Raw genomic sequence first — 25,118 nt, 5'->3', positions numbered from 1 at the left:
TCATGCTCCCCGTCTTGGTTCCGGCAACAGCGACGTCAGCAGGAAATTGGCGGCCAGAAGAACCGGAAGGACGAGACTGGCGTAGGTGCCCGGCTCGTGTTTACGAAAGTACTTCCAGACCGATCGGTGGTGATGCCAGCGACGGCGGAGGCGACCGGCGTTGCTGCCCTTCCGCCAGTGATGGACCCCCCCGGAGGCGGGAACAAACACATTGACGTAGCCGTCGTTCACGAGACGCAACGAGAGGTCGGTATCCTCCATGTACATGAAGAAACGCTCGTCGAAACCGCCGACGTGCCAGAAGAGGTCCCTGCGAATCATGGCCATCGTCCCGGCCACGGCATCGACGATCGTGGTCTTGTGAAAGTCAGGCATCGTATAACGGTGCGTATCCCGTTTGCGGGCTGTCCGGGGCAGGCGCGCAAAGAACGACCCCCGGGAGAACAGCAGGTTTTCGACGGTGGGAAACCTGCGGCAGGTTGCCTGGAAGGTCCCGCTGGGGTGACGGAGACGCGCCCCGGCCAGACCGATCCGGTCTTTCCGAGCAAAGACGGCCAGAATATTCCTGACTCCGTCAAGATCAACCCTGACGTCGGGATTGAGGAAAAGCAGGAACTCTCCGCCGGCGATCCCGGCCCCCTGGTTGCAGGCGGCGGCGAACCCCCGGTTGTCACGGTTTGTCAGGACACGTCCACCGGGGAAATGCCTGGCCGCCACGGTGGCGGAGTGGTCGGAGGAGTTGTTGTCAACAACGATTACTTCGTGTTCCAGATGATGCAAGGCCGCCTTCAGACCTTCCAGGCAGTCTTCCAGCAACGGCATCGAGTTGTGGGTAACGATGATAGCGGAGATTCTGTTCTCAACTGCCGACACTGCTACAGATCAATTCAGCTTGCCGAATATCGCCTTGAGGCGCAGCCACCAGACCATCCACATGGCCTCGCGCATGATTTTCTTGGACATTTTGGAGGTCCCCGCCACCCGATCAATGAAGATGATCGGTATCTCCTTGATACGGAACCCCTTCTTCCAGACGCGCATATTGACCTCGATCTGGAACGAGTACCCGGAAGAATGCACGCTGTCCAGGTCGACCGCCTGAAGCACCTCCCGGCGAAAGCACTTGAAGCCGCCGGTGGCGTCCCGTATGGGCATGCCCGTTAGTATGCGCGTGTACACGTTGGCGTAATATGAAAGCAACAGGCGGGTCATCGGCCAGTTGATAACGTTGACACCGGAAATGTAGCGCGAACCGATCACGAGGTCATGATTCTGAATCTCACGCAGGAAATGCGTGATGTATTCCGGACCGTGAGAAAAATCAGCGTCCATCTCAAAGATGAAATCGAACTCGCGCTCGATGGCCCACTTGAAGCCGGCGATATACGCCCGACCCAGACCCTGCTTCCTTTCCCGATGCAGGACGCTCACCTTGTGCTCTTCGGCGGCCAGCTGGTCGGCGATTTTGCCCGTACCGTCCGGCGAGTCGTCGTCCACGATCAGCACGTGGATCCGCGCGTCGAGCGGAAGCACGGCATGTACAATCTTCTCGATGTTTTCCCGTTCGTTGTAGGTCGGAAATATGATGAGGGCTCGCTGGGTGTGTGCCATGGTGACTATTCGCCTGTTCCTTTTGGCCTGGACCGCCAGGCGTGAAAACCAATAATAACGAGTAGATACAGACAAGTCAACCAGGTGACCAGCCGTCCCGTCCGGTAACGTGAGGAGTCGAACTTGAAGAGCACCTGGCGGGCACCGGCGGGCACCGCCACCGCCCGGAGAGCGCCATAGGCACGCAGGAGCCGGGCCGGTGCACCGTCGACAAACACCTTCCACGCGTCGTAATACGTGTCGGTCAATACGAGAATCCGGTTGGCCGTGCACTGAAGGCCCACGACGACGGAATCGACGGCATGATCGATCACCCAGGCCGAATCGGGGCCGGGCACGTCGGAAGCTACCTGCAGATCGGGCATCTCCTCCAGGTAGACTACGCGTCTGAGGTCCTCGGGGCCATCCAGGACGTTCGGGTAGATCTGCTGCCGATCATTGAAAACCTGGAACCTGTCGACGAGGTATGCCCGCGGCAGGGCATTATCGTTGCGGAAAACGCGCACGGGACCAAGGTCTGCCTCGAGGGCCAGCGGCGCGTCGCCTAAGAAATCAGACGGAAGCTGCCGATCCGCCGGCATGACCAGATAGCGCGTGCCCACGAGGTTGAGATACCGCGGCTTGTTAAGGCTTGACTTGCTCAGATCACCGAGCAAGTTGTCATACCATCGCAACTGGTTGCCGTGGTAGCCCACCGGAACCTCGATGTGATGATAGGGGAGGTCGTTTCCTTCGAAATTCAGGAGGTTGAGCACGCGATAGCTGCCGGGTTTGCGGGCAAAATAATCGGTCATGGCGTTGGGCGCAAAGTACCGCGCGTACGTGCTCTCCTCGATAACACTCACAAAACGCGAATCGAAGCGAATACCGGCTATGACCGGGATGGCCACCAGGGCGAGCAGTACCCACGTTCCCGTGCGGCCGGTACGGTAGGTCCATACGCCCACGGCCACCAGGGCCGCAAAGAGAAATCCGAGCCAGGCCCCACTCTGAATGGCCGGCAGATTCATCAGAGCCAGGTCAAACCGGCTCGTTCCTGTACGCACCATCGTCGTCGCCGCCTCGCTGTAAAAAAGCGAACACCAGGCCTGGATCATCCCGCGGCCCGCCACCGTGAACAGGAACGCCAGCACGAGCATTACACCCGGCACCGCGAACAGAAGGTAGTCGAAACGTCGACCGGTTTTCCCCTTGGACGAGGGGGCGGCATCCCGCACGAACTGGATGCCCATGCCGGCCAGGAGAGCAACTGAAAACGAGAACAAGAACATTATCATCGACGGCGCCCGCAGCGACGAGACCTTGGGAATCAGGGCGTAGAACAGCCGGAATAACGGCGTGGTCCCTCCCAGGGCGTAGAAAAGGGCAAAGAGGGCCAGCCCGCTGAAGAAGTACGCCTCCCTCCGGCGGCAGAAGCAGGCGCCGAGCAAAGCCAGAAAGAGCGGCACCAGCCCGACCGTCTCCGAGTTGTCCTTGAACGCGTTCTTGCCCCAGTAGACGGTCCGGGCCTTGCGGGAAGACGCACCGCTAAACTCCGGGATGACCAGCGAAAACGCTTCCTCCTCGTGCATCGACCATGACGTCGCCCACTGCCACCCTTTCTTCGTCTCCGCCCGTGGGGAGAACTCGCTCGTGTAAAAGTAACCGGGATAGAACTGGATGGCGGAAAGCAACAGCCCGACAACAACGGCATACACCGTCAGAAGCCCCGGCCTGACGAGCGGCCCGAGGGATCGCTTCCGTCTGAACAGTACGACCAGTTTGAATACCGCATACAGGGCCACCGCCCAGAGCGTGAAATAGGACATCTGCGGGTGCGGCGACAGAATGATGACGCCGATCACCAGCCCGAGAAGCGAAAAGTTGAGAAAGGATTTGCGTTCGAAACCGCGGTCGAGAAAGAGCATGACGAGGGGAAACAGAGTAGCCACGAATATCTTGCCGTCATGTCCGGGCGCCACCAGCGAGACGAGATACCCCGCGAACATGTAACAGACCGCCGAGAAGAGGGCGGCGATTCGTGACAGCTTGAACTGGCGCGCCGCCAGGTACATGAAGAGGCCCGCCAGGAACACGTGCAGTAGCAGGTTCCAGCCGAGCATGCGGCGAAGCGGTCCGAAAAACTTCAGCACCGAAAGCGGGTAGAAGATGTCGCCGTGGAAGGCCTCGACGAACGGCATACCCCCGAATATGTATGGGTTCCACTGAGGGACGGCACCGTATTCCCGAACGTAGTCGACGTAGAAGGAGCGGAAGAAATACCCGGCCTGGAGCGTGTCGGAGCCGTAGAGCATCTGTTCTGAAAAGACAAAATCGCTAAACAGCCAGATTACGGCCAGAAAGAGAACGGCGAACACGACCAGCGGAAAAAAGGGCGAAGACTCCAGGCGGAGAGTTTTTGACGTCCCCTGCGCGGCGGCGGTTGTCGCTTTTCGTTTCTGAGCCAAGCCTGTCTCCTGCCTGCGGTTACTTCCTGACGGCCAGCGCTATGGCGGTAGCCAGGGTCTCAATAACGATCGTCCAGATGCGGGCCATTATGGCTACGGCGGCGCCCAGAGGCCCGATGAACGGCATCAGAAACGCGCCCATAACCAGCTCCCTCGGACCCAGACCACCGGGAGCAAAGAGCATCAGGTATCCGACCTGGTACGAAACGTTGTAGAGGCCAAGACATACAATAAACCCAGGGCTGGACGCACCCATTACGGCTCGGATGAAGAGCCAGAAAGCCGCACCGTAGACAATCCAGGCGATAAAATAGCCGAGAAAGATAACGGGAGCAACTTTTTTATCCCCCGTGAAGACGACCGGAGGACGGCCGGCACGCCGCAGAAGCCTGTTGCCCAGATTGAGAATCGGCTGCAGCCACAGGATGATGGCGGCACACCCGGCCAGAATGAGTACGGCGATCACATAAACCGAGGCGCTGCCTACGACAGCGGCCGGTGCGCCCGCCACCTGAGGCTCAATCAGCGCGGCCAGGACAAAAACCAGCAGTGAGGCGGGCACGCAGAACACCTGGATCATCACCGCTGAAGCCGTCGTGGTCTCGGGCGGTATCCCCTGCCGGCGGGCCAGGTAAAGCATCCCGAACACCTGCCAGACCTTGCCCGGAATATACCGGCCAAGGTTCGAAAGGTACGCGATGCGAAAAGCCATCATCGGCGTGACGCGATGACCGAAACCGCCGATAATGAGCTTCCAGCTGCCGGACAGTATTAACAGCGCCACAAGACCGCCCAGGATCGACAGGCAGAGCATGGGCACGTCCACCTGCCATTCATAGTCCTTTATGTCCGTCCAGTGGCCGGCCACCTGCCTGTACAGGAAATACAGGATGACGACCGTAAGAGCCAGCTTGAGCAATCTCACCAGGTGTTTTTTCATCGCCATAAGCCGTGCGTTCTCCGGGTCCGAGAAGCTAAGCCTCCGCGCCGGGTTGAGGCCGGTCATGGCGCTGCGGCGTTTTCCCCTGGCGGTAATCGCGCCACTCGCGCCACGTGGGAGTGGTGAAATACCGGCCTTCCCCCTGCGGCCGCCGGGATATCGACTCGATGCCGTCGCGGCGGACGGCCTGGATGAACGCGGCCAGCGCCCCGATCCCCTCGGTCAGCATTTTTGCCCTTAACTGGGCGGGATTTTCGTCGTGAACCGGCGTGAAATGCTGGAGCACAATGTCACCCGCGTCGAGTTTCGGCGTCATGAAGTGCAGCGTCCAGCCGGCTCTGTCGTAATCCCGGCAGAAGAGCGTCCAGAACTCCGACTTGACACCACGGTAATCCGGAAGGATACCGGTGTGCAGGTTCAGAAAACCGTTCTTGATCCGCTTGAGCGTCCGCGCAGTGATATAGGAGGTTCCGAACCCGACCACGAGATCGTCGTCAGCGAACAAACAGGTGTTGATGTTTTCGACCTTCTCATGGCGCGGCATGGGGAGGTCGGGCAGGCTCTTTCGCCCCTGCCGTTCAAACCAGCGATTGAGCAGATACCCAAAGAGGAAATTCACGGGTCCGGCGCTTTTCAGTTTGCGCCAGTAGAATTTCCGGGACGGTCGGCCGGTTTCGATGATGACACGGTCGAGGCAACCGGTGTCGAACAACCGGGCGGCCAGACAGCGCCCGTAGATGGAATCATGCGTTACCAGAATCACGTTCATCGAAAAGAACCCCGGCCAGCTCGCGGATATTGACAAACCGGACGGTGAAATCGTGCTGTCCGGCCAGACGCACCAACGTCCGAATATTCAACTTCAAATTCTCGTAACTGTACAGGTACCGCCGCCAGTCACCCAGGGCGGAGACGATCTCGTCAATGTGAAAATAGGTGACAAAGAAATCAGACCCGGTTCTGAAGAAATCCCTCAGCAGCAGGCGGTACAAAAACGGCGCCGTGGTCGTTGTCAGCATCACGCGCTCGGTGCGAAAGCGAATCGACAGCAGCCTGTTCCTGAGCGTGTACGTCGGAATCATCCGGACACCGTGCCAGAGGCTGGGACGGTAGGCGAAACGCGACCAGTCCGAGGCGTCCGTTCCCTTCCGGCCCGCAAAGCGGTAACGGGGCAGCGGCGAGTAGTCAACCCGCACCCCGGCCTCGTACAGGTGACGGATGGAGAAATCATTTTGAAACGTCCAGCCCATGTGCACCAGGTCCGGTCGCCCCAGCGCCTCCGAACCGAGGCGGATGTTCGCCAGGATATTCTCCTCGGAAACGTCCTGGCGCCCGTCGCGGTCGAAATAGTGCAGGTGCCAGGCCAGGGCACAGCCGCGGCCGGCGGCTTCGTCCCACGTCTTACGGTATCGCTCGTAACAGTAGGCGGCGCTGCCGTGGAAATCACGAACCTGGGAATCGGCCCGGATGTTGAACGTCCACTTGACGTCCTTCAGGTCAAACAGGCGCGGGATGGCCTCGATGCCCCGCCAGGTCAGCTCCCGCGGGTAGCTGTCCCGGTCCGGATCGCAGTCCACACCTATCGCTACGTACAGCTCTCTCATCGTATCATCAGTTCGGATACAGACTGCACTCTCATGCCGTTGCACGGCAGACTGCACAATGCCGCAGGAATGTACTTTTTTTCTTATACCGCTGGCAACGAAAAAGGTGGCTCGCGCCTCGAGGACCGGTCACTGTACAGCGGGCCGTCGTCGCGGTAACGTCTCTAGACACTGCTCAGCCGGCCCTTCGAGTCAAAAAAAAACCGCCGGCGGGCGGTCGCGACGGACGCAAAGGCCACTGCGGATGCGCGGCGCCTACGTCGTATCCTCGTTCCGGTGCTTGCGTTCCTGGTGCGCAGCGCCGGTCTTTTTTCGAAGGTCAGCGATTTCTTCCCTGAGGGCCGTAAGCCCCTCGGCCATAAAGCCCATCATGAACAGGCCCATGCCCACACCGATCAACAGCACCGTGAGGGTCAGCAGGTTGCGCTCGCCATGCCCCGCGATGTATCTCAGGTAGAGGGCAAAAAGGCCCACCAGCACACCGAGGAGAAACATGAGCGCGCCGGCCGCACCGAAATACAGCAACGGCTTGGCCAGAAACGTGATCTGGAACTTGACCGCCAGCATGTCGAGCACGCCTACCGGTATCCGCCAGACGGAAAACTTCGTCTTGCCCCATTTCCTCTCGTACACCGGCACCTTTCTCTCTTCGATCCGAAAGCCCTCGTTGGCGGCCAGTACGACAAGGTAGCGGTGCCAGTCGCGGCGCAGGAAAATGCTCTCGACCACTTCACGTCTGAACGCCTTGACGGAGTTAAGGTCATGGACGGCCAGGTTGAAGATCCTGCGCGAAAACCAGTTGTACACGCGGGAGACGAAACGCTTCTTGTATTTGCCCTGCTTCCAGCCGGTGCAGATGTCAGCGCCACGGGCGATCGGCTCCACCAGGGCGGGGATGTCCTCCGGAAGGTACTGCAAATCAGCGGGGTAAAATATGAACACGTCGCCCCGGGCGGCCGCAAACCCGGTCTGGAGTGCCTCGGTCAGGCCGCGGTTGCGCTGGTGCGAGGCGAACCGGACGAAGTCGTACTTGCGCGCATTCTCCATGACTTTCTCGAGGGTGCCGTCGGTGGAACCGTCGTCGACAAGGACCAGTTCCCCATTGAACGGGGCCGTGCCGAGCATCTCGCCGTACAGCCGGCACAACTCGTCGATGTTGCCTTCCTCGTTCAGCGCGGGAACGACAGTCGAGACGAAGAAATCGTATTTGGGCTCCGCTTGCACGTCTGTTAGTCCCTGTCGAGGGCACCAGGATCAGTTTCTGATAATCCTGTTTCCCTGGTATACGCCTTTTTGCTTCATGTCCCGATATGCCAGGACGCGTGTCTTCGCCGGCAAGTCGGTCGTTATTACCGTTCCCGATGCGATATCACAGTCATCGCCGATCTTTACTCCCGGTTCAAGGACGACACCGCCGCCGATCCGGCACCGGTTTCCGACCCGGACCGAGCCGGACAGGAAACACCCGGGGCCGAAAAGGTTGCTGTCCCCGATAACGTTATGGTGGTTGATCACGGTGGCCGAAGAGATCACGTTGTTGTCACCGATACTGGCGAACGGCTCAATAAGACTATGGTCAAACACGAAGTTGCCGACTCCCATGGTGATTAACGGCGGATTATCCCTGTACAGGCAGGCAAAGTCAAAACGGTCCCGGAACCGGTCGAACAGGTCGCTCCTGAGTTTCATGTCTTTGCTGAAGGTGATAAAGAGATCATACTTCTCGGGATCAAGCTTGTCAACGTCGCTGAACTTGCCCAGGCTCTCGATGGTGCCGGGCGACAGTTGTATATTGAGTTCACCGAGGTCGATGGGCTTGCTTACGTTATCATCGACAAAGACGATATCCCTGTAAATGGGGACGTTGCCAATGCTGTTCTGAATCTCGGCGATCCTGTTGATAATGTAACGGGCGCCCTTCCCGCCGCCGATCAGGCACAGAGTCTTGCTGCCTTTACCGGAGCCGCTTTTTACCATTATCCCAACCTGCAAACGCTGCTACTGCGTTATATCGCTTTCACACTGTATATCGTACAGATTCTTGTATTCCCTGATAATGTGCACCGGCTCCGACCAGTCCGACTCGTCATTCCCCGACGACGCCGTTGCCGCGCCCCCGTTAATTATGGCCTCGTACACCTGCTTGACGTTGGTCTTCAGATCCAGGTCGTGAAGGCACGCGTGGGGAATGGCCTTCAGCAGCCACGACATGTCCTGGCAATGCGTGGGGCCGTACATGCGGTCGTCACACTGCATGGTCCTGATTATGATCCTATGATCCTTCTTGTGGTGCTCCCACATTTTGCCGGCGACGTTCACAATCTGGTCGACCGTCAGCGTCATGAAATCCGAGAACATGATTTCAACGATGGGAATGTACCCCTTGAGGGCAAGCCCGTTGGCTACGCCCACCATCATAGCCTCGGATATGGGCGTATCAAGAATGCGGTCGCCGAATTGTTTTGTCAGGCCCCTCGTTACCTTACAGGCGCCCCCGTAAGGATCGCGGATCGACTGCCCCACCAGAACGGCATTGGGGTACGTCTCCAACAGGTATCTCAGGACTTCGTGAATTCTCCGCCTATAGGTAACCATGAAACGCCTCTTCGACCATCTCCTTGACGTGGTGAAATTCGTCGGGATCATAGGAGGAATGCAGTACATCCGCTTCCTTCCTCCATTCAGCCGTTCTCTCCTCGGACGGCCTGTAGCGTTCGGTGTCGTTGCAGCTGTGGCCGCACAGGCGATTGGTATCAGCAATGATCAGACTCGGCCTGAGTTCGTCAAGCCGTTTCAGATGATCCCTGGTGGCGTCAAAAACCTGTTCAACCGTTGCGGATTCGTCAAAGACCGTTTTCTGTACGTCAAAAGCGGCACTCAGCCCGCTGCCGACGCGATTGGCATAACGTGAACTGTGGGAGGTTCTTGACATGGAATACTTGTTGTCAATTATAACGAAGGTTACCGGCAGCGACTCCTCGGCGGCGTAATTGAGGGATTCATAGAAGATGCCTTCGCCCAGCGTACCATCACCGATGAAACACAAAATGCGCCGGTCGGACTTCTCCTTTTTCAGCGCCGTGGCGGCGCCGATGGCGACGGGAGTCATGGATCCCTGGATGCCGTTGCTCATGAAGGCGCCGGGATCATACAGGTGCTGCGTGCAGCCGTCGAACACCTGCGTTATGAGAGAGCTGAGGTTATTCGTTACCGCCAGGAACTGGCCGTGGCTTCTATGGTTGCCGAGAACCCAGTCGAGCTTGTTCAGGTCGCGAAAAGCTTCCACCACGCCGACGTCGACACATTCCTGGCCGATAGAGAGATGAACCGTGCCCGTCAATTTACCAGCCTGAAAGGCCCGAAGAAAACCCTCTTCAGCATATCGATTGAGAAAGATCTTCTCTTGCAAAGTCATGCCTACTCCAGGAAAAAACCGTAAAGGGCCGCTACCGATGTACAGGCGGCGCCGTTTCTTCGATACAGTATACCAACATACATCGGCGGCGGCCGTTCCCAAAAGCTCCGTCAGGTTTTGACTGTCCACAAACCAGCCGGCGGATTCTCCCTGATTATACAGGTGAGAGCCTTCATATTTCAAGCCGGGAGCGATTCTACCAGCCTCCCGGCAGCCTGACGACGCGTGTCCATTGCAAGGAACGAAGATCGCCGGCCATATTCAACCGCTTTTTTCCGTCAATCAGCGACTTACAAGCTACATGTCGGCAACCGGCGCCCATCTCGCCATCAGCCGCGGCGCCTCTTCCCTCTCCGACCCGACGCCCGGACCCCGCCGCGACCGGGGCCTTGGCGCCACGCCGGTCCCGCTCCGGCCGGGCAGGCTGTCGGCCGGCCGCGAGGTCGCGGCTCCCGGCCTATGTGCGTGCAAGATAGTCAGATACGTGAAACAACGGGTCCTCGCCGCCGAAATAGCAGCGGGGTTTCGGCCGACCTGCTGCGAACGCAGGAACAAAGACTGAGTTAGTCGATGTTGTATATGATATCGCACCCGCGAAAACGGAAAACCCAAACGTGGTTTGAGGAGGAAGCATGATTCGCAAGACCAGTTGGCTTCTTGTTGTCATCGTCTCGATGCTTGCCGTCGCCGCCACGGCCGACGACCACGGCAAATCCAACCCGGAAGGCACGACCGAAAAGGCCGACCAGAAACGCGTGACCCTGAACGGCACCCTCGTATGCATGGGCTGTGATCTCAAGAAGGCCGAGAACGCACGCGCCGAATGCAGCGAGTACGGCCACACGCACGTGCTGAAGACCGAGGACGGCCGCTATATCAACCTTCTGGAGAACAAGTACTCCGCCGACCTGCTTCAGGCCGACAAGTACCACAATAAGAAGATGGAAATTCACGGCATCCACCACGCCAGCGCCAACGTCATAGACGTCGAGGCTTACGCGCCCCAGGGTGGCAAGAAGATGTCCTGGTGCGATCACTGCAAGGGCATGGATGCCTGCATGGCCAAGTTAGAATAACGCGACCTTCGCTAAAGAACCGCGGCATCGCGGTTGTTTTAAGCACACAGCTGCCGGACCACAGGTCCGGCAGTTTTTTTTCATCCGGGCGGCGGGAACGGTCTCTACAAGTCAACGTCGAGTATTGTCTCGGAGGTCTCGTCCGCCTCCGCGATCACCGAGCCGTCAGAGGCCAGCACGGCGGACCTGCCGCCGAATTCGTTCACGCCGTCGTTGCCGATCGCGTTTATGCCCACCACCGGGCACCGGCATTGTCTCGCCCGTTCGATAAGCAGCCGCGACCAATCGCCTATTCGCACGCGCGGAAAAGCCGCCGGGACAAAGAGCGTTTCGACCTTCCGGCGCCTCAACTCAGTGAATAGTCCCTCAAAGCGGATATCGTAACAGATGGCCACGCCGACCCGCCCGAAATCCGTCTGCCAGATTCCGGGTGACGTTCCCGCCGTGTACACCTTGTCCTCGTTCATGGCTGGAAACAGGTGTACCTTGGAGTACGTAAGGTACCTGCCCTCGTAACAGTACAGGTACACGTTTTGCAGGCGTGCCTCTTCATCCCGCACGGGCAGGCCGCACATTACGCGCAGCCCGTAGGGTGCAAACAACTCGAGCCAGCTTTCAATCGGCTTCACCGCCCGGCGGGAATACAGGCACCCGCTGACGGCCAACTCACCAAAGCAGATCAGCTCGATGCCGTCCTCCCGGGCGGACCGGAGATACGCGGTCAGGTCACGGTTGGTGACGTCCTTCTGGACAACGCGTGTTCTCATGACGGTAAAGTTCTGCGGACCGCCCGGCAGCTTTCCCTCTGCCGCCGAAAAGGGCCGGCGCTAAGCCTCCTCGTCAAAGACCACCCGGCCGCCCAGAATCGTCTTGACCACCTGTCCCGAAAGCCGCCGTCCGACAAACGGGGAATTGCGCGACCGGGACCGGAAGCGGTCGGCCCGGACGATCCATTTCTTGTCCGGATCGATGATGGTGATGTCGGCTACGCCACCCTCGCTGAAGTCTCCGCCCTGCAGCCTGAAAATGCGAGCCGGATTCACGGTCATCTTGCGGATGGCGTCACCCCAGTTCAGGTAGCCTTTGTCGATAATGTGAGTCTTGACCAGCCCGAGCGTCGTTTCAAGGCCGATCATGCCGGAAGGCGCCCGGTCGAATTCACAGTCCTTGTCCTCGTCCGGGTGGGGGGCGTGGTCGGAGGCAATGCAGTCAATCGTTCCGTCCACGAGCCCCTTTATCACGGCGTCACGGTCCTCGGCGCTGCGGATGGGCGGATTGACGCGAAGGTTGGTGTCGAACTTCTTCCCGATCTCGTCATCCGTTAACACAAAGTGGTGCGGGCAGGCCTCGCTGGTGATCGGAAGGCCCTCGGCTTTGGCCTGGCGAACGGCCTCGACCGCCCGTCTTACCGAGAGGTGATGGATGTGCAGGCGTGCACCGGTCATACGGCACAGGGCGATATCGCGCAGCACCGCGATCTCTTCGGCCGCGGCCGGTCGACCGGTCATGCCCAGGCGGCTGGACTGGAACGACTCGTTCATCACTCCGTCCGCGCACAGGTACTGATCCTCGGCGTGCTGGGCCACCGGGATATCGAACATCTTGCAGTACTCGAGGGCTCGGCGCATGATCTCCGGATTCTGGACATAGTTGCCGTCATCAGTGACCGCTACCGCCCCTACCTTGACGAGGTCGCCGATCTCGGAGAGTTCCTTGCCTTCAAGGTTCTTTGTAATGGCTCCAAAAACGTAAACGCGGGCGTCGGCCGTCTTGGCACGATCCTGAACGAACTTGACGGCTTCCTGGTTGTCGATACTCGGGTTGGTGTTGGGCATGCAACAGACGGCCGTGAAGCCGCCGGCGGCCGCCGCCCGGCAGCCGGTCTCTATGGTCTCGGCATCTTCCCGGCCGGGCTCACGGAGGTGCACGTGAACGTCGATCAGACCCGGCACGACCAGCCTGCCGGCGGCGTCGATAATCTGGTCGTGGTCGAAAGATCGGAGCATTTTGTGGAGGGCGGCGGATTCCTTCTCGACGCGCGCGATCCTGCCGTCCTTGATGAACACGGAGGCGTCCCGGCCGAAACCGAGTTTGGGATCGATCACCTGCCCGCCCGCAATCACCATGTCATACTTCCTGGAGGTCATGTTCACTCCTCTCCTTCCTTACGCCCCGACAGCAGGTACAGCACGGCCATTCGCACCGCCTGGCCGTTGGTCACCTGTTCGAGAATGACGGACCGATCGCTGTCGGCCACTTCGCTCGTGATCTCCACGCCGCGATTCATCGGCCCGGGATGCATGATGGTATAGTCCTTGTTAAGGCCTCTCAGACGTTCCCTGGTTATGCCGAACAGGTTCGTGTACTCGCGCTGCGACGGGAGCAGCCCCGCCTGCTGCCGCTCAAGCTGGATGCGCATGATGTTGACCACGTCGGCGCCGTCAAGGGCCTCTTCGATGTCGGTGTAGGCGTCGCAGCCGAATTTCTCGACCTCGGAAGGAAAAAGCGTGGCCGGCCCGCACAGGGCAACCGAGGCGCCCATCGTCCTGAGCCCCCAGATGTTGGAGCGAATCACCCGCGAGTGTTTGACGTCACCGACCAGGACCACCCGCAGGCCGTCCAGCCCGCCGTACTTCTTGTAGATCGTATACATGTCCAGCAGCGCCTGCGTGGGGTGCTCGTGGGAACCGTCCCCGGCGTTGATGATGTTGGCGGCCATGCACTGAGTAAGATAGTACGGCACCCCGGGCGAATTGTGACGCACCACGACCATGTCGATCTTCATGGCCTCAATGTTCTGCACCGTGTCGCGCAGCGATTCTCCCTTGGCGACGGAGGACGTGGACTTGGTGAAATTGACCGTGTCCGCCGAAAGGCGCTTCTCGGCCAGCTCGAACGAGATGCGCGTGCGCGTGGACGGCTCGTAGAAGAGGTTGAGAACCGTAATGCCGCGCAGGGTGGGCAGTTTCTTGATCGTCCGATCAAGCACTTCACGGAAGGTGTCGGTGGTCCTGAGGATTTTCTCGATGTCCGTGCGCGGAACGCCTTCCAGTCCCAGCAGATGTCGCGAAGAAAGCCGGCTCACTTTTTCGCTCCTTTCTTGGAGGCGGGACGGCGCCCGCCCGTACCCCCGGCGCCGGTCTCCCCCGCCTTCGCCTTCGGGCGCTTGCGTTTTCCGGTCGCCGATGACCTACCGTGGAGAACGTACACGCGGTCGGCTCCCTCCTTTTCAAGCACCTCGAGCACCACCTGGTCGGCGCGATTGGTCGGGATGTTTGCGCCCACGTAGTCAGCCTTGATCGGCAGTTCGCGATGGCCGCGGTCGATAAGCACCGCCAGTTGAATCGACCGGGGGCGCCCGAAATCGATGATCTGATCCAGGGCGGCACGAACGGTCCGGCCGCTGAAGAGAACGTCATCGACCAGGATTAAATTCCGATCGACCACCGAAAACAGGATCTCGGTGCGCTGGATAACCGGCTGGTCCAGCTGGGAGTGCACGTCGTCACGATACAGCGAGATATCCATGAAGCCGACCGGCACACGAATGCCCTCGAGCTGCTCGATCAAGTCGGCGATTCGCCGCGCCAGGTGTGCTCCGCGAGTCCAGATCCCTATTATGGCCAGAGTTTCAGCTCCGGCGTTGTGCTCGAGAATCTCGTGGGCAATCCTGGTCAGGGCACGGCTGATTTTCTTCTCGTCGAGAATTATCTCAGGTTTATGCGGCAAGGTTGATCCTCCCGTTAGAATTGGAAAACGGCTGGCAGTCAGGTCCAGGTTGCAGATGTGCGGAAGAGCGGCTTTTCAGGTATATCAACGTATTCATCGTTCTCGACCTTTTGTGACCTCACGGGATCACATTAAAAGGCGTTGGCCGTTTACGGCCGGCACCGGGCGAACGACAACTGGGCGCGGCAGGGGTCCTCACGACCCGACCGCACTGCCTTAGACTAAAACGATCCGGACACAGAGTCAAGCGGTCGCTCGAAAAAAACGGGGTATTAACCCGGTCTCTCCGGCAGGTTAAACGTACGCGAAAACGGCGACACGACATCCCGGCATTCGTCGCGGGCAAACAGGTCGTCCACCGTCGTTTCGACCGCTTCGCCGTTCCCTTTCAGCCACAGCACCCGGTCCGCCACGGCTTTGATCAGATCCCCTTCGTGACTGATCACCACCAACCCGACGTTGCGGCTCTTAAGCAGCCGGGACAGCGCGAGAAAGCGGCTGACACCTTCAGTATCGAGACCGCAGGTCGGCTCATCGAAGACGGCAAAAGCAGGAGCCATCGACAGCACTGCGGCGAAGGCCAGCCGGCGTTTTTCCCCCATCGACAAAGTAAAGGGGTCCCGTGTGCCGAATCGCGCGGGATCAAGATCGACCAGGTCAAGCAAAGCGGCAAGTTCCTCCGGCGACAGGTGCCGACCCATGTTTTTCGGGCCGAAGGCGATTTCCTCCTGGCAGCTTGACAGGAAGAACTGCCGCTCGGGTTGCTGGAACGACCCGACCACCTGCCCGGTCACTCCGGCCCCCGGCAGAGACTTGCCGTCGCGATCTATCATCCTGACGATGCCTTCCACCGGTTGATATATGCCGCACAGAAGGAGTCCCAGAGTGCTTTTGCCGACACCCGTCGCACCGATCACGGCGAGAACCTCCCCGCGATTAAGAACCAGGTTCAGGTCCCGCAGCAGTGGTTTCTGAGCAGCATACCCGAAGCCGACACCTTCAAGATGAATAGCCCGCAAAGTCCGGCCGTGAGGCTGCGCGGGCGCCGCAAGGGCAGCCGGCAGGGCCTTCGCCGACGCCTGGCTGTCCGTAAGGCAGAGGCGGGCGCGGTCAACTACGGCGGCATCCGCGAACACTTCGCCCGGCCGGCCGTCGGCAACTACGCCACCTTCGGCCAGCACGATCAGGCGGGGATAACGGGCGGCCACCGACGGATACTGGGTGATGCGAACCTCGATCAGGCCCGGCTGGGAGGTCCTTATGCGGACCAGTTCCTTCTCCAGAATCCGGCGGCCGGGAACGTCAAGAAATGAATCCGGTTCGTCCAGGACGAGCACCGGCGGCCTCGAGACCATCAGCGCCGCCAATGCCACCCGCTGCTTCTCTCCCCCGGAAAGCTCGGTCGTCAGCCGTCGGAGCAGGTGCTCGATCTGAAAGGAACGGGCGGTTTCGGCGACCTTCCGCTCCATCTCACGGCACGGCATGGCCTGATTCTCCAGAGCAAAGGCGATCTCCTTTTCCACCAGCGTGGCGACCATCTGGTTGTCGGGATTCTGGAAAAGGACGCCCACGCGGCTGCGGCCGTCACGCTCGCCGGCCGGGCACCCGTTGACCGTGGCCGAGCCGCCGTAACCCCTGACCAGGCCCGCCAGAATGTGGGCCAGCGTCGTCTTGCCGGACCCGTTCGGGCCCATGATACAGACTGACTCCCCCTTGCGCAGGGTCAGGTTCACATGTTCGAGAACCGGCGGTCCGCCGCGACCGTAACGATATGAGACGTCCTTGAATTCAATCATATAAAACAGACCGACCCCTTGACGGCAGAAGTCGGTAGACTATGACAGAGGCCGCCGAGTCAGCCGGCGTAGTTGACATCCTGCAAGCGCGATGCTTTGGTTTCATCCAGGCGGCGCACCGGCGTGGAATGAGGCGCCGATGTAACCACCTCAGGCGACTGCTCGGCCTCGCGCGCAATCTGCTTCATGATCGCCGCGAAGTGCTCCAGCGTCTCCCTGGTTTCCGTTTCCGTCGGTTCGATCATCAGGGCCTCAGGCACGATCAGCGGGAAGTAGTTGGTGGGCGCATGGACTCCGAAATCCAGCAGTCGCTTGGAGATGTCCGCCGTCCTGACGCCGAGTTTCTTCTGCCGATTGCCCGAAAGAACAAACTCGTGCATGCAGTGCGAAGTGTACGGCAGGTCGAAATCGTGGCGCAGGAGCGCCAGCAGGTAGTTGGCGTTGAGGACGGCGTTCTCCGAGGCCCGGAGCAACCCGGCACCGCCAAGGGTCCGGATATACGCGTAGGCGCGCACCATGCTCGCGAAATTCCCGTAAAATGAATGGATGCTGCCGATCGAATCGGGCCGATCGCTGTTCAAAGACAGCTCCCCTTCCTCATTCCTCTGCAGCACCGGGTACGGCAGGAACTTCTCCAGCTCGTCGACGACGCCGATGGCCCCGCCGCCCGGCCCGCCGCCGCCGTGAGGCGTGGAAAAGGTCTTGTGCAGGTTGAAGTGCATCATGTCGAACCCGATGTCGCCGGGGCGGAAAATACCCATGTTGGCATTCAGGTTGGCTCCGTCCATGTACATCAAGCCGCCGCCACGGTGAACAACCTCCGCGATTTCGGCAACGTTGCTCTCGAAAAGCCCCACCGTGTTCGGATTCGTCAGCATCATCCCGGCCACGTCGTCAGTCATCACCTCGGCCACCGCCTCCGGCGATATCATCCCCCGTTCGTCCGACCTGACCTGGACGGTGGTGTATCCCACGGACGATACGGAAGCCGGATTGGTGCCGTGCGCCGAGTCGGGAATAATGATCTTGCTGCGGTTGGCGCCCCGCTCAAGGTGACAGGCGCGCATGATGAGCAGCCCGCACAACTCACCGTGAGCGCCGGCCACCGGCTGGAGGGTCACGTGCGGGAAGCCGGATATCTCACTCAGATCGCGGGCCAGGTCCCACATAAGTTGCAGGCTGCCGACGGCACTGCTGCACGGCGCCAGCGGATGAAGACGGGTGAACCCCGGCAGCGCCGCCGCAACATCATTGAGCTTCGGGTTGTACTTCATCGTACACGAACCAAGGGGGTAAAAACCCCGGTCGATGTGGTGATTTTTCACCGACATGTTGACGAAGTGACGCACCACCTCGGGCTCGGCCATTTCCGGCAGGGCGGCATCCTCGGTACGCCGGAATCCGGCCGGGATGGCCGAGAGGATCTCCTCCTCGGTCCGCCCGGTCTCCGGCAGCGTGTAACCCACGCGACCGGGCACCGATTTCTCGTAGATCAGAACCTTTTCTTCCACCGTAGTCACTTACCTCGCGCGCCGACACAACGTTCGGCTGGCACCATGCTATTTATCCCCTGCCGCCGGGTTCTTCAGTTTCTCAATCTGACTTTGCGCGTACTCAACGTCTTCAGATTCCGGGTAGTGCTCGATGTAGCCCTCGAAGGCCTCAATGGCCGTAGCCGTATCGCCTTTCTGGTGATAGATTATGGCCTTGTAGATTTCCGCATCCTGGGCGTACATCGTGCCTGCGAAGTCTTCGGCAATCCCGCTGAATTCCTCGAGGGCGCGGTCATAGTCCCGGTCGCGCCGGAACAGGTCGGCGATGGCCGTGCGCGTCTCCCCGGCCAGCGAGTCACGCGGATCGCCTGCCTCGAGCACGCGGGAATACCAGGCCAGCGCTTCTTCGGAACCGCCGCGATACTTGTACTTATCCGCAATCTCGGAAAAGAGGGTACGGTCCGATTCGGTCTCGGCCCGACGCAGCAGGTCGTCGAGCGTCCCTATGCCGTTGGCATAGTCGCGGATTGTCTGGAGGAACTCCTCCGCCGGCTTGTAGCCGACAATCCGGTCGATCTCCTGTCCGTCTTTGTCCATCAGGACGGAGGTGGGATATCCACGCACGTGGTACTGTTGGGCCAGGACGGTATCAACTTCAGCATTGACCTTGGCCAGCACAACGTCATTAGCAAAGAAATCAATGGCAACACTATCTACGAACACGACCGTGTCCAGCATCTTGCAGTACTTTCACCAGTCGGTGTAGAAGTCGATCAGAATGTTGCGGTTCCCGTCCGCGGCGGCCGCCGTCGCGTCCGCAAAGCTGGTGTGAAACGGCGCCATGGTCAGGCCGGCCACCGACACGCGGTCCTTTGTGGCCGTACACGACAGCCCGGCAATGGCCAGTACCGCCAGAACGCCAATGATGATCACTTTCTTTGTCATGCACTTCTCCAATCTCGTAGCAGTTGATCGCTTACCTGTTATCCAACTCCTGAAAGTCATCTCCCAGCACGGCCTGGAGAATCAACACCGCTTCCTGTTGGAACTCCCGAGGAACCATCAGCACCTCGTTGCCATCGCCGGAGCGCGGCAACGCCGCCGATACGGCCGTGACCGACTCACCGCCGTCGAACGATGAAGACAGCACAATCGACGGGATGTTGTTCGAGTCCAGGACGCCTTTGGCAACGGTGGATTTCACCTCGCCGGCCACCTGGCACACCCGTACCCAACTGTCGTCCGGCGTCTCCGCCGCCGCCTTCAGCCACGAATGAGCCATGAGCGGTTCATGGCAGTCGGGACAGACCGTTTCGTCCGGCCGAAACTCGTAATTGCATTTCGGACAAATGGGCATTCACTTCTCCTCACGTCGCCAGCTATCCCCAAGAGTCATGTCCAAAACCTCGGCGGCCTCCTCAACGTGCACCGACGGCACGGATACCTCGAAAAGGGCCGACTTGCTGGAGTAAAACGGGTGCAGCGGCACTCCGATATCCCCGAAGAAGCCCGATTTCGAAATAACCACCGCCGGAATCTCGTACGATTTCAGAACCTCCCTGGCAAAATCAGCGGACACTTTGTCGACAATCGTCCCGAGCAGAACCCACGAGGCCTCCTCATCGGTATCCGTGCCTTCCCGCAACTCCCTGCCGCAGATGGGACACTGCGAGAGGCTCTCCTCCCACTCAGTCCTACAAACCTGACAATACACCACTGCCTGCCAACTCCTTCAGGCCGTCCACGAGCTTCTCGATATCGGAGGGGGTTCTCAACTCGGTGAAAGCGACAATCAGGCAGTTTTCCAGCCCCTTATACCAGCGACCGGCGTTGATCCCCGGCAACACACCGTGCCGTTCGATCATGCTCTGGACCACCTCGATAGCCGGACGGGGAGTCCTGATCGCGAACTCTCTCACGAACGGAGCCTGTGAAAACGGCGCGTAACCTTCCAGGGCCAGTATCTGACGGGCGGCCAGTTGAGCGTTTTCCGCTGACAGTAGAGCCACCTTCTTAAGCCCGGTCCTGCCCATCAGGCTCATGTAAATAGCCGCCGCCGTGGCGCACAGGGCTTGATTGGTGCAGATGTTCGAAGTCGCCTTTTCGCGGCGGATGTGCTGCTCGCGCGTCTGAAGCGTCAGCACAAATCCCGTCTTGCCCTCTATGTCGGTCGTTCTTGCGGCCAGGCGCCCCGGCAGACTGCGAATCAACTCTTTCTTGGCGGCAAAGAATCCCAGCAGGGGACCGCCGAAAGACATGGGCATGCCCAGCGGCTGGCCCTCGCCGACCGCGATGTCCGCCCCGTACTCGGCCGGTGTTTTGAGCACGGCCTGGGCGATCGGGTCGACGGCAAGCACCAGCCTGCTCCCGACCTTGCTACTGGCGTCACGTACCGGCTCGATTTCTTCGAGATGACCAAAGAAGTTCGGTTGCGCGACCAGCACACAGGCAGTCTGTTCGTCAACTGCATCGACGAGCCGGTTCAGGTCCGTGACCCCGTCCTTCATCGGCACCGTCACAACCTCAATACCCCGGACGGGAAGGTAAGCGTTGACAACCTGTCGGAAGAGCGGGTTGACCGTGGCCGAGAGGACCACTTTCTTGCGGCGGGTCACGGCCGTGGCAATGATAGCCGCCTCGGCAGCCGCCGTGGCGCCGTCGTACATCGACGCGTTGGCGACCTCCATGCCCGTCAGGCGACAGATGTGAGTCTGAAATTCGTAAATAACCTGGAGCGTACCCTGGGCAACTTCGGCCTGGTACGGGGTATAGGCCGTCATGAACTCGGGACGGCCCAGAAGGGCCGTGAGGGCCGAGGGAATGAAGTGATCATAGACGCCGCCGCCTGCGAAACAGGTCAGCCCCTGCTGATTCCGGCTGGAAAGGCGTTCAATATCGGCCAGCAATGCCGGCTCGGACATGGCCGGGATATCCAGCGGCCGATTGAGTCGCAGCTTTTCAGGAACGGTGTCAAGCAAACTCTCGAACGAATCGACACCAATGGTCTTGAGCATGCGGCGACGGTCATCCCCGGTGTTGGAAACGTATGGCATAACTTACCTTCGCAGCGAGCAGAAACACGGTTTCGGCGCCCCCGCCGGTCCGCCTAGTGTTCTTCCACGAGCTTGGTGTAGACCCCCGGATCGAGAAGCTCTTCGATCTGATCGGTGTCGGGGATTTCCACCTTGATCATCCAGCCCTCACCGTACGGATCGCGGTTGATGGCCATTGGATCATTCTCGAGCACTTCGTTGATCTGAACGACTTTGCCCGTGACCGGCGAGTATAACTCCGACACCGCCTTGACGGCCTCGATGGTACCGAACGCACCCATCTGCGCCACGTCGATTCCAACCTCCGGCAGTTCCACGAAGACGATGTCACCGAGTTCGGACTGTGCCCAGTCGGTGATGCCGATTGTGGCGGTGTTCCCGTCAACCCTTACCCATTCGTGTTCCTTGGTGTATTTCAAGTCAGCAGGTACGTTCACTGGAAAACCTCCCTCCGCTTACTCGGAGTCTTTGTTGATCGTTACCGTTTCATGCCTTCCAGACGGTTCCCCTGCGGATTCTGCCTCGCCGGGGCGCCTGAGTGTGACGGCGGTCTTCTGGGGAACCTCGGGAGCCTCTTGTAGATTCCCATACTTTTCAAGAAAGGAAGTGTCGTAGACGCCGGCGGTAAAGTCGGGGTGCTCGAAGATTTTCCGGTGGAACGGGATAGTCGTCGGGACACCCTGAACGACGAACTCGGTCAGCGAGTGTTTCATCCGCTGAATCGCTTCACGGCGGCTGCGCGCCCGGACAATCAGCTTGGCCAGCATCGAATCGTAGTACGGTGGTATCACGTAACCGGCGTAAACGGCCTTGTCGACCCGAACCCCCGGCCCTCCCGGAACGTTTATCGCCTCGATCTTCCCCGGACTCGGCCGGAAATCCTTTTGGGTGTCCTCGGCGTTGATGCGGCACTCGATGGCCGCCCACCGGGGTCGCAGGTCCTCCTGGCGGTAGGTCAGCTTCTCGCCCAGCGCCACCAGGATCTGATCCTTGACAAGGTCGACCTCGTACGCTTCCTCCGTAATTGGATGCTCCACCTGGATGCGCGTGTTCATCTCCATGAAGTAAAAGTCGCCCTTACTGTCGACAAGGTACTCGATGGTCCCGACGCCGCGATAGTTGACGTTCCTGGCGCCCTGTAACGACGTCTGCCCCATGCAACGACGCAATTCGTCGGTTATCGCCGGGGACGGCGTCTCCTCGATCAGCTTCTGGTGACGGCGCTGAATGGAGCAGTCACGCTCGCCGAAGTGGAAGAAGTTGCCGTGCACGTCACCGATAACCTGTATTTCGACGTGATGTGGATTCACGATCACCTTTTCAAGGTACAGGTCGGGATTGGAGAAGGCGTTCGCCGCTTCCGTGGATGCGACGTGAAACCCGCGCTCGAGATCGGCAACGTCGTGGCAGATGCGCATGCCCTTGCCGCCGCCACCGGCTACCGCCTTCAACATCACCGGGTACCCGACCTCCAGGGCGATTTCCGTGGCACGCTTAAACGAGGCCACCACGCCGTCGGAACCGGGAATAACCGGCACCCCGGCTTCCCTCATGAGGTTCTTGGCCGCAGCCTTGTCCCCCATCTGGCGAATCTGCTGAGCGGTGGGTCCAATAAAGGTGATCCCGCATGATTCGCAGACGTCGGCGAAGTCGGCGTTTTCGGCCAGAAAGCCGTAGCCCGGATGGATGGCCCCGGCGTTGGTCACTTCAGCGGCCGCGATAATGCGCCTGAAATCCAGATAAGACTGCCTGGGTTGGGGCGGTCCGATGCACACGTCCTCGTCCGCAAAGCGCACGTGCAGGGCGTCACGATCCGCCTCGGAGTACACCGCGACGGTTTTCAAACCGAGTTCGCGGCAGGCACGAATTACCCGTAGCGCGATTTCGCCCCGGTTGGCAATCAGAACCTTATCGAACAATTTTCCGTCCTCAACAATCGTGAGCGCGACCCTGCCAGGCCGTGCTAAATTAGTTGCCTATGATAACCTATTCCCCCCGGGTTGACAATAGACAAGGTGGAAAAAGTAGACCGGCCATAAGTTAGCACACTATCACACCTTGCCGAAGGCGCCAAGTCGACCGGTGGCGCGGAGCAGCCCGCGAAGAACAACGGGTCGCTCGGCCTGCGTTCCCCTTGCCGGCAACCCTGACAAAACGACGGCCACCAGCACGTACGCGCTGGTGGCCCTGACTTTGCCGAAATCTTATCGATCAATACTTCGAAAAGCCCCCCGGCGCGTCGCCGGCGCTCTTGCCGGCCGATCCAGACTGTTCCTCCGTCCAGCGATCCGCGGCGCCGGTGATCCCCTTGAGCCTCAGATCCAGGTCGTCGGGATTGCTGGCATTGGCCATCGCATCCTCAAACGAGATCATCCCCTGCTTGTACAACATCATGATGGACTGGTCGAACGTCTGCGTGCCGTACTGAACCCCTCCCTGTTCGAGCAACTCGGGCAGGTCAATCGTCTTTTGCGCGTCGAGAAGGCAGTCCTTTATGGCACCGGAGTTAATCAGGACTTCGAGGGCCGGAACCCGCCCGTGCATGTCCGAGCGCGCCAGGAGGCGCTGGCAGATGATCGCCTTGAGCGTTCCGGCCAGCAGCAGCCTGATCTGCTGATGCTGATGAGGGGGAAAGAATGAGATGATACGCGTTACGGTCTCCACGACGTTAAGCGTGTGCAGGGTCGTCAACACGAGGTGGCCGGTGTCGGCCGCCGTCAGTGCAATTGACATCGTCTCCAGATCACGCACCTCACCGATCAGGATGACGTCGGGGTCCTGGCGAAAGGCGTGGCGCAGGGCGGATGCAAACGTTTCCGTGTCCCCGCCCACCTCTCGCTGCGATATGATGGACTTCTTGTCCCGATAGATATACTCGATCGGGTCCTCGATGGTCAGAATGTTGCAGGGGTGATCGGCGTTCATCTGCTCAATCATGGCCGCCAGGGTGGTCGACTTGCCCGAGCCGGTGGTACCGGTTACGATTATCAGACCGCGGTGTTCCAGGGCCAGTTTTTGCACGGTCGGCGGAAGATTCAACTCCTGGAACGACGGCACGGTGGTGTTGACGGCACGAATGGCGATACCGGCCGTCCCGCGCTGGCGAAACAGGTTAATACGGAAGCGGCCCAGTTTGGCCACCGAGAGAGCCAGGTCCATTTCGTTCTTGCGGTAGAACCGTTCGATCTGCTTTTCGTTAAGCACCTGGGTCATAATCTGGTCCATGGACTCGATGGTAACGGGATCGGTCGCGATTTGCTCGAGCCTGCCGTCCACTCGAATATGTGGCCGGATGCCGACACGGATATGCAGGTCCGATGCGTTCCGGTTGAGCATCTCAACCAGCATCTGCTTGAGTGTCATCCAATTCCCTTTCCAGAATGGCGCTCAGCCGGCCAGGTCGATCAGGAACAACACCTGACCGAATTCCACCGGCTTGCCGTTCTCACCGAGGATCTTCACCACCCGCCCGCTGACTTCCGACTCTATCTCGTTCATGAGCTTCATGGCTTCAACAATGCAAACCACCTGGCCGGACGTGATTTTTTCGTTCTGCGAGACGTAGGCATCCGATTCGGGCGAGGGTGCCGCATAGAACGTACCCACCATGGGCGACTTTATTTCAACCAGGCGGCCGGTGTCCTCGACCGTCTCCGGCGCCGGCGGCGCAGCCGCTCGGTCGACCGGAGCGACCTGAGATACGGCCGGAGCCACCGCCTGGGCCGTGTGCACGACGGCGGGCGCATCTCGATCGCCGTTTGAGCTGGCCGCGTTTCGCTGTGTAATCCGTATCCTGCGCCCCCAACTGGAAACTTCCAGCGACTCTATTTCCGACTCTTCGACAAGACGGATGAGCTTCCGGATGTATTTCTCACTCATAAACATTCCCCGCGGGTGATCCTTCCCTAATCGACCGTCTCCGTTACCGTCCGCAGCAAAGGCGGCCCCTCAACG

General features: G+C 59.8%; 26 protein-coding genes. 1 reads left to right on the top strand and 25 read right to left on the bottom strand.

Annotated elements, in window-relative coordinates:
* The 10 genes from VMY05_07890 to VMY05_07845 form a co-directional block, all read right to left on the bottom strand.
* A complete protein-coding gene (locus VMY05_07890; GenBank protein HUV30991.1) occupies window positions 1–873 on the bottom strand; it encodes a glycosyltransferase family 2 protein in 873 nt (290 codons plus the stop codon).
* A gap of 9 nt (window positions 874–882) precedes the next feature.
* Window positions 883–1,611, bottom strand: coding sequence for a polyprenol monophosphomannose synthase (locus VMY05_07885; GenBank protein ID HUV30990.1), 729 nt, complete (start codon window positions 1,609–1,611; stop codon window positions 883–885).
* A 5-nt stretch (window positions 1,612–1,616) separates the two neighbouring features.
* Window positions 1,617–4,058: a hypothetical protein gene (locus VMY05_07880; GenBank protein ID HUV30989.1), complete on the bottom strand. Its 2,442-nt coding sequence runs from the start codon at window positions 4,056–4,058 to the stop codon at window positions 1,617–1,619.
* Between the two features lie 19 nt (window positions 4,059–4,077).
* On the bottom strand, window positions 4,078–5,004 hold the full coding sequence (locus VMY05_07875; protein HUV30988.1) for a lysylphosphatidylglycerol synthase transmembrane domain-containing protein: 927 nt from the start codon (window positions 5,002–5,004) through the stop codon (window positions 4,078–4,080).
* A gap of 28 nt (window positions 5,005–5,032) precedes the next feature.
* Window positions 5,033–5,767 (bottom strand): formyltransferase family protein, encoded by a 735-nt coding sequence (locus VMY05_07870; GenBank protein ID HUV30987.1) that lies wholly within the window; start codon window positions 5,765–5,767, stop codon window positions 5,033–5,035.
* Complete coding sequence (locus VMY05_07865) at window positions 5,742–6,602, bottom strand: hypothetical protein (protein HUV30986.1); 861 nt, start codon at window positions 6,600–6,602, stop codon at window positions 5,742–5,744. The genes VMY05_07870 and VMY05_07865 overlap by 26 nt, the downstream gene beginning before the upstream one ends.
* Window positions 6,603–6,857: 255 nt before the next feature.
* Entirely contained in the window at window positions 6,858–7,826 is a 969-nt protein-coding gene (locus VMY05_07860) for a glycosyltransferase family 2 protein (protein HUV30985.1), read from the bottom strand.
* 30 nt (window positions 7,827–7,856) lie between these two features.
* Window positions 7,857–8,579 (bottom strand): DapH/DapD/GlmU-related protein, encoded by a 723-nt coding sequence (locus VMY05_07855; protein ID HUV30984.1) that lies wholly within the window; start codon window positions 8,577–8,579, stop codon window positions 7,857–7,859.
* A 21-nt stretch (window positions 8,580–8,600) separates the two neighbouring features.
* Window positions 8,601–9,197 carry a hypothetical protein gene (locus VMY05_07850; protein ID HUV30983.1) on the bottom strand — a complete coding sequence of 199 codons (597 nt, stop codon included), beginning with the start codon at window positions 9,195–9,197 and terminating at the stop codon, window positions 8,601–8,603.
* Window positions 9,184–10,017: a thiamine pyrophosphate-dependent enzyme gene (locus tag VMY05_07845; protein ID HUV30982.1), complete on the bottom strand. Its 834-nt coding sequence runs from the start codon at window positions 10,015–10,017 to the stop codon at window positions 9,184–9,186. Before VMY05_07845 ends, VMY05_07850 begins: the two co-directional genes overlap by 14 nt.
* Window positions 10,018–10,649: 632 nt before the next feature.
* On the opposite strand from VMY05_07845, the gene VMY05_07840 reads away from it, so the two are divergent.
* The gene (locus VMY05_07840) at window positions 10,650–11,093 is read left to right on the top strand and encodes a hypothetical protein (GenBank protein HUV30981.1); all 444 of its coding nucleotides are present in this window, start codon (window positions 10,650–10,652) and stop codon (window positions 11,091–11,093) included.
* 104 nt (window positions 11,094–11,197) lie between these two features.
* Here VMY05_07840 and VMY05_07835 read toward each other — a convergent pair whose 3' ends face one another.
* The 15 genes from VMY05_07835 to accB form a co-directional block, all read right to left on the bottom strand.
* Entirely contained in the window at window positions 11,198–11,860 is a 663-nt protein-coding gene (locus VMY05_07835; protein HUV30980.1) for a nitrilase-related carbon-nitrogen hydrolase, read from the bottom strand.
* A 60-nt stretch (window positions 11,861–11,920) separates the two neighbouring features.
* Complete coding sequence (locus VMY05_07830; protein HUV30979.1) at window positions 11,921–13,240, bottom strand: dihydroorotase; 1,320 nt, start codon at window positions 13,238–13,240, stop codon at window positions 11,921–11,923.
* Window positions 13,241–13,242: 2 nt separating this feature from the next.
* Window positions 13,243–14,178 carry an aspartate carbamoyltransferase catalytic subunit gene (locus VMY05_07825; GenBank protein HUV30978.1) on the bottom strand — a complete coding sequence of 312 codons (936 nt, stop codon included), beginning with the start codon at window positions 14,176–14,178 and terminating at the stop codon, window positions 13,243–13,245.
* Entirely contained in the window at window positions 14,175–14,822 is a 648-nt protein-coding gene (gene pyrR / locus VMY05_07820; GenBank protein ID HUV30977.1) for a bifunctional pyr operon transcriptional regulator/uracil phosphoribosyltransferase PyrR, read from the bottom strand. The genes VMY05_07825 and pyrR overlap by 4 nt, the downstream gene beginning before the upstream one ends.
* Window positions 14,823–15,094: 272 nt before the next feature.
* The gene (locus VMY05_07815; protein HUV30976.1) at window positions 15,095–16,618 is read right to left on the bottom strand and encodes an ATP-binding cassette domain-containing protein; all 1,524 of its coding nucleotides are present in this window, start codon (window positions 16,616–16,618) and stop codon (window positions 15,095–15,097) included.
* Between the two features lie 59 nt (window positions 16,619–16,677).
* Window positions 16,678–18,138: an aminomethyl-transferring glycine dehydrogenase subunit GcvPB gene (gene gcvPB, locus VMY05_07810; GenBank protein HUV30975.1), complete on the bottom strand. Its 1,461-nt coding sequence runs from the start codon at window positions 18,136–18,138 to the stop codon at window positions 16,678–16,680.
* Between the two features lie 39 nt (window positions 18,139–18,177).
* Complete coding sequence (locus VMY05_07805; protein ID HUV30974.1) at window positions 18,178–18,849, bottom strand: thioredoxin fold domain-containing protein; 672 nt, start codon at window positions 18,847–18,849, stop codon at window positions 18,178–18,180.
* Window positions 18,850–18,861: 12 nt separating this feature from the next.
* Window positions 18,862–19,056 (bottom strand): hypothetical protein, encoded by a 195-nt coding sequence (locus VMY05_07800; protein ID HUV30973.1) that lies wholly within the window; start codon window positions 19,054–19,056, stop codon window positions 18,862–18,864.
* 31 nt (window positions 19,057–19,087) lie between these two features.
* Window positions 19,088–19,468, bottom strand: coding sequence for a hypothetical protein (locus tag VMY05_07795; protein ID HUV30972.1), 381 nt, complete (start codon window positions 19,466–19,468; stop codon window positions 19,088–19,090).
* Entirely contained in the window at window positions 19,469–19,828 is a 360-nt protein-coding gene (locus VMY05_07790) for a hypothetical protein (GenBank protein ID HUV30971.1), read from the bottom strand.
* A complete protein-coding gene (gene gcvPA, locus VMY05_07785; protein ID HUV30970.1) occupies window positions 19,806–21,164 on the bottom strand; it encodes an aminomethyl-transferring glycine dehydrogenase subunit GcvPA in 1,359 nt (452 codons plus the stop codon). The genes VMY05_07790 and gcvPA overlap by 23 nt, the downstream gene beginning before the upstream one ends.
* 53 nt (window positions 21,165–21,217) lie before the next feature.
* Window positions 21,218–21,601, bottom strand: coding sequence for a glycine cleavage system protein GcvH (gene gcvH / locus VMY05_07780; GenBank protein HUV30969.1), 384 nt, complete (start codon window positions 21,599–21,601; stop codon window positions 21,218–21,220).
* Window positions 21,602–21,619: 18 nt separating this feature from the next.
* Window positions 21,620–23,083, bottom strand: a complete 1,464-nt coding sequence (gene accC, locus VMY05_07775) for an acetyl-CoA carboxylase biotin carboxylase subunit (GenBank protein HUV30968.1) — start codon at window positions 23,081–23,083, stop codon at window positions 21,620–21,622.
* Between the two features lie 292 nt (window positions 23,084–23,375).
* Window positions 23,376–24,527, bottom strand: a complete 1,152-nt coding sequence (locus tag VMY05_07770; GenBank protein ID HUV30967.1) for a PilT/PilU family type 4a pilus ATPase — start codon at window positions 24,525–24,527, stop codon at window positions 23,376–23,378.
* Between the two features lie 24 nt (window positions 24,528–24,551).
* Complete coding sequence (gene accB, locus VMY05_07765; GenBank protein HUV30966.1) at window positions 24,552–25,043, bottom strand: acetyl-CoA carboxylase biotin carboxyl carrier protein; 492 nt, start codon at window positions 25,041–25,043, stop codon at window positions 24,552–24,554.
* Window positions 25,044–25,118 lie beyond the last annotated feature (75 nt).

Source organism: Acidobacteriota bacterium, assembly GCA_035529075.1.
GTDB lineage: Bacteria > Zixibacteria > MSB-5A5 > GN15 > FEB-12 > DATKXK01.
The sequence above is the reverse complement of the archived record's forward strand: the minus strand, read 5'-3'. Positions and strand labels throughout refer to the sequence as shown.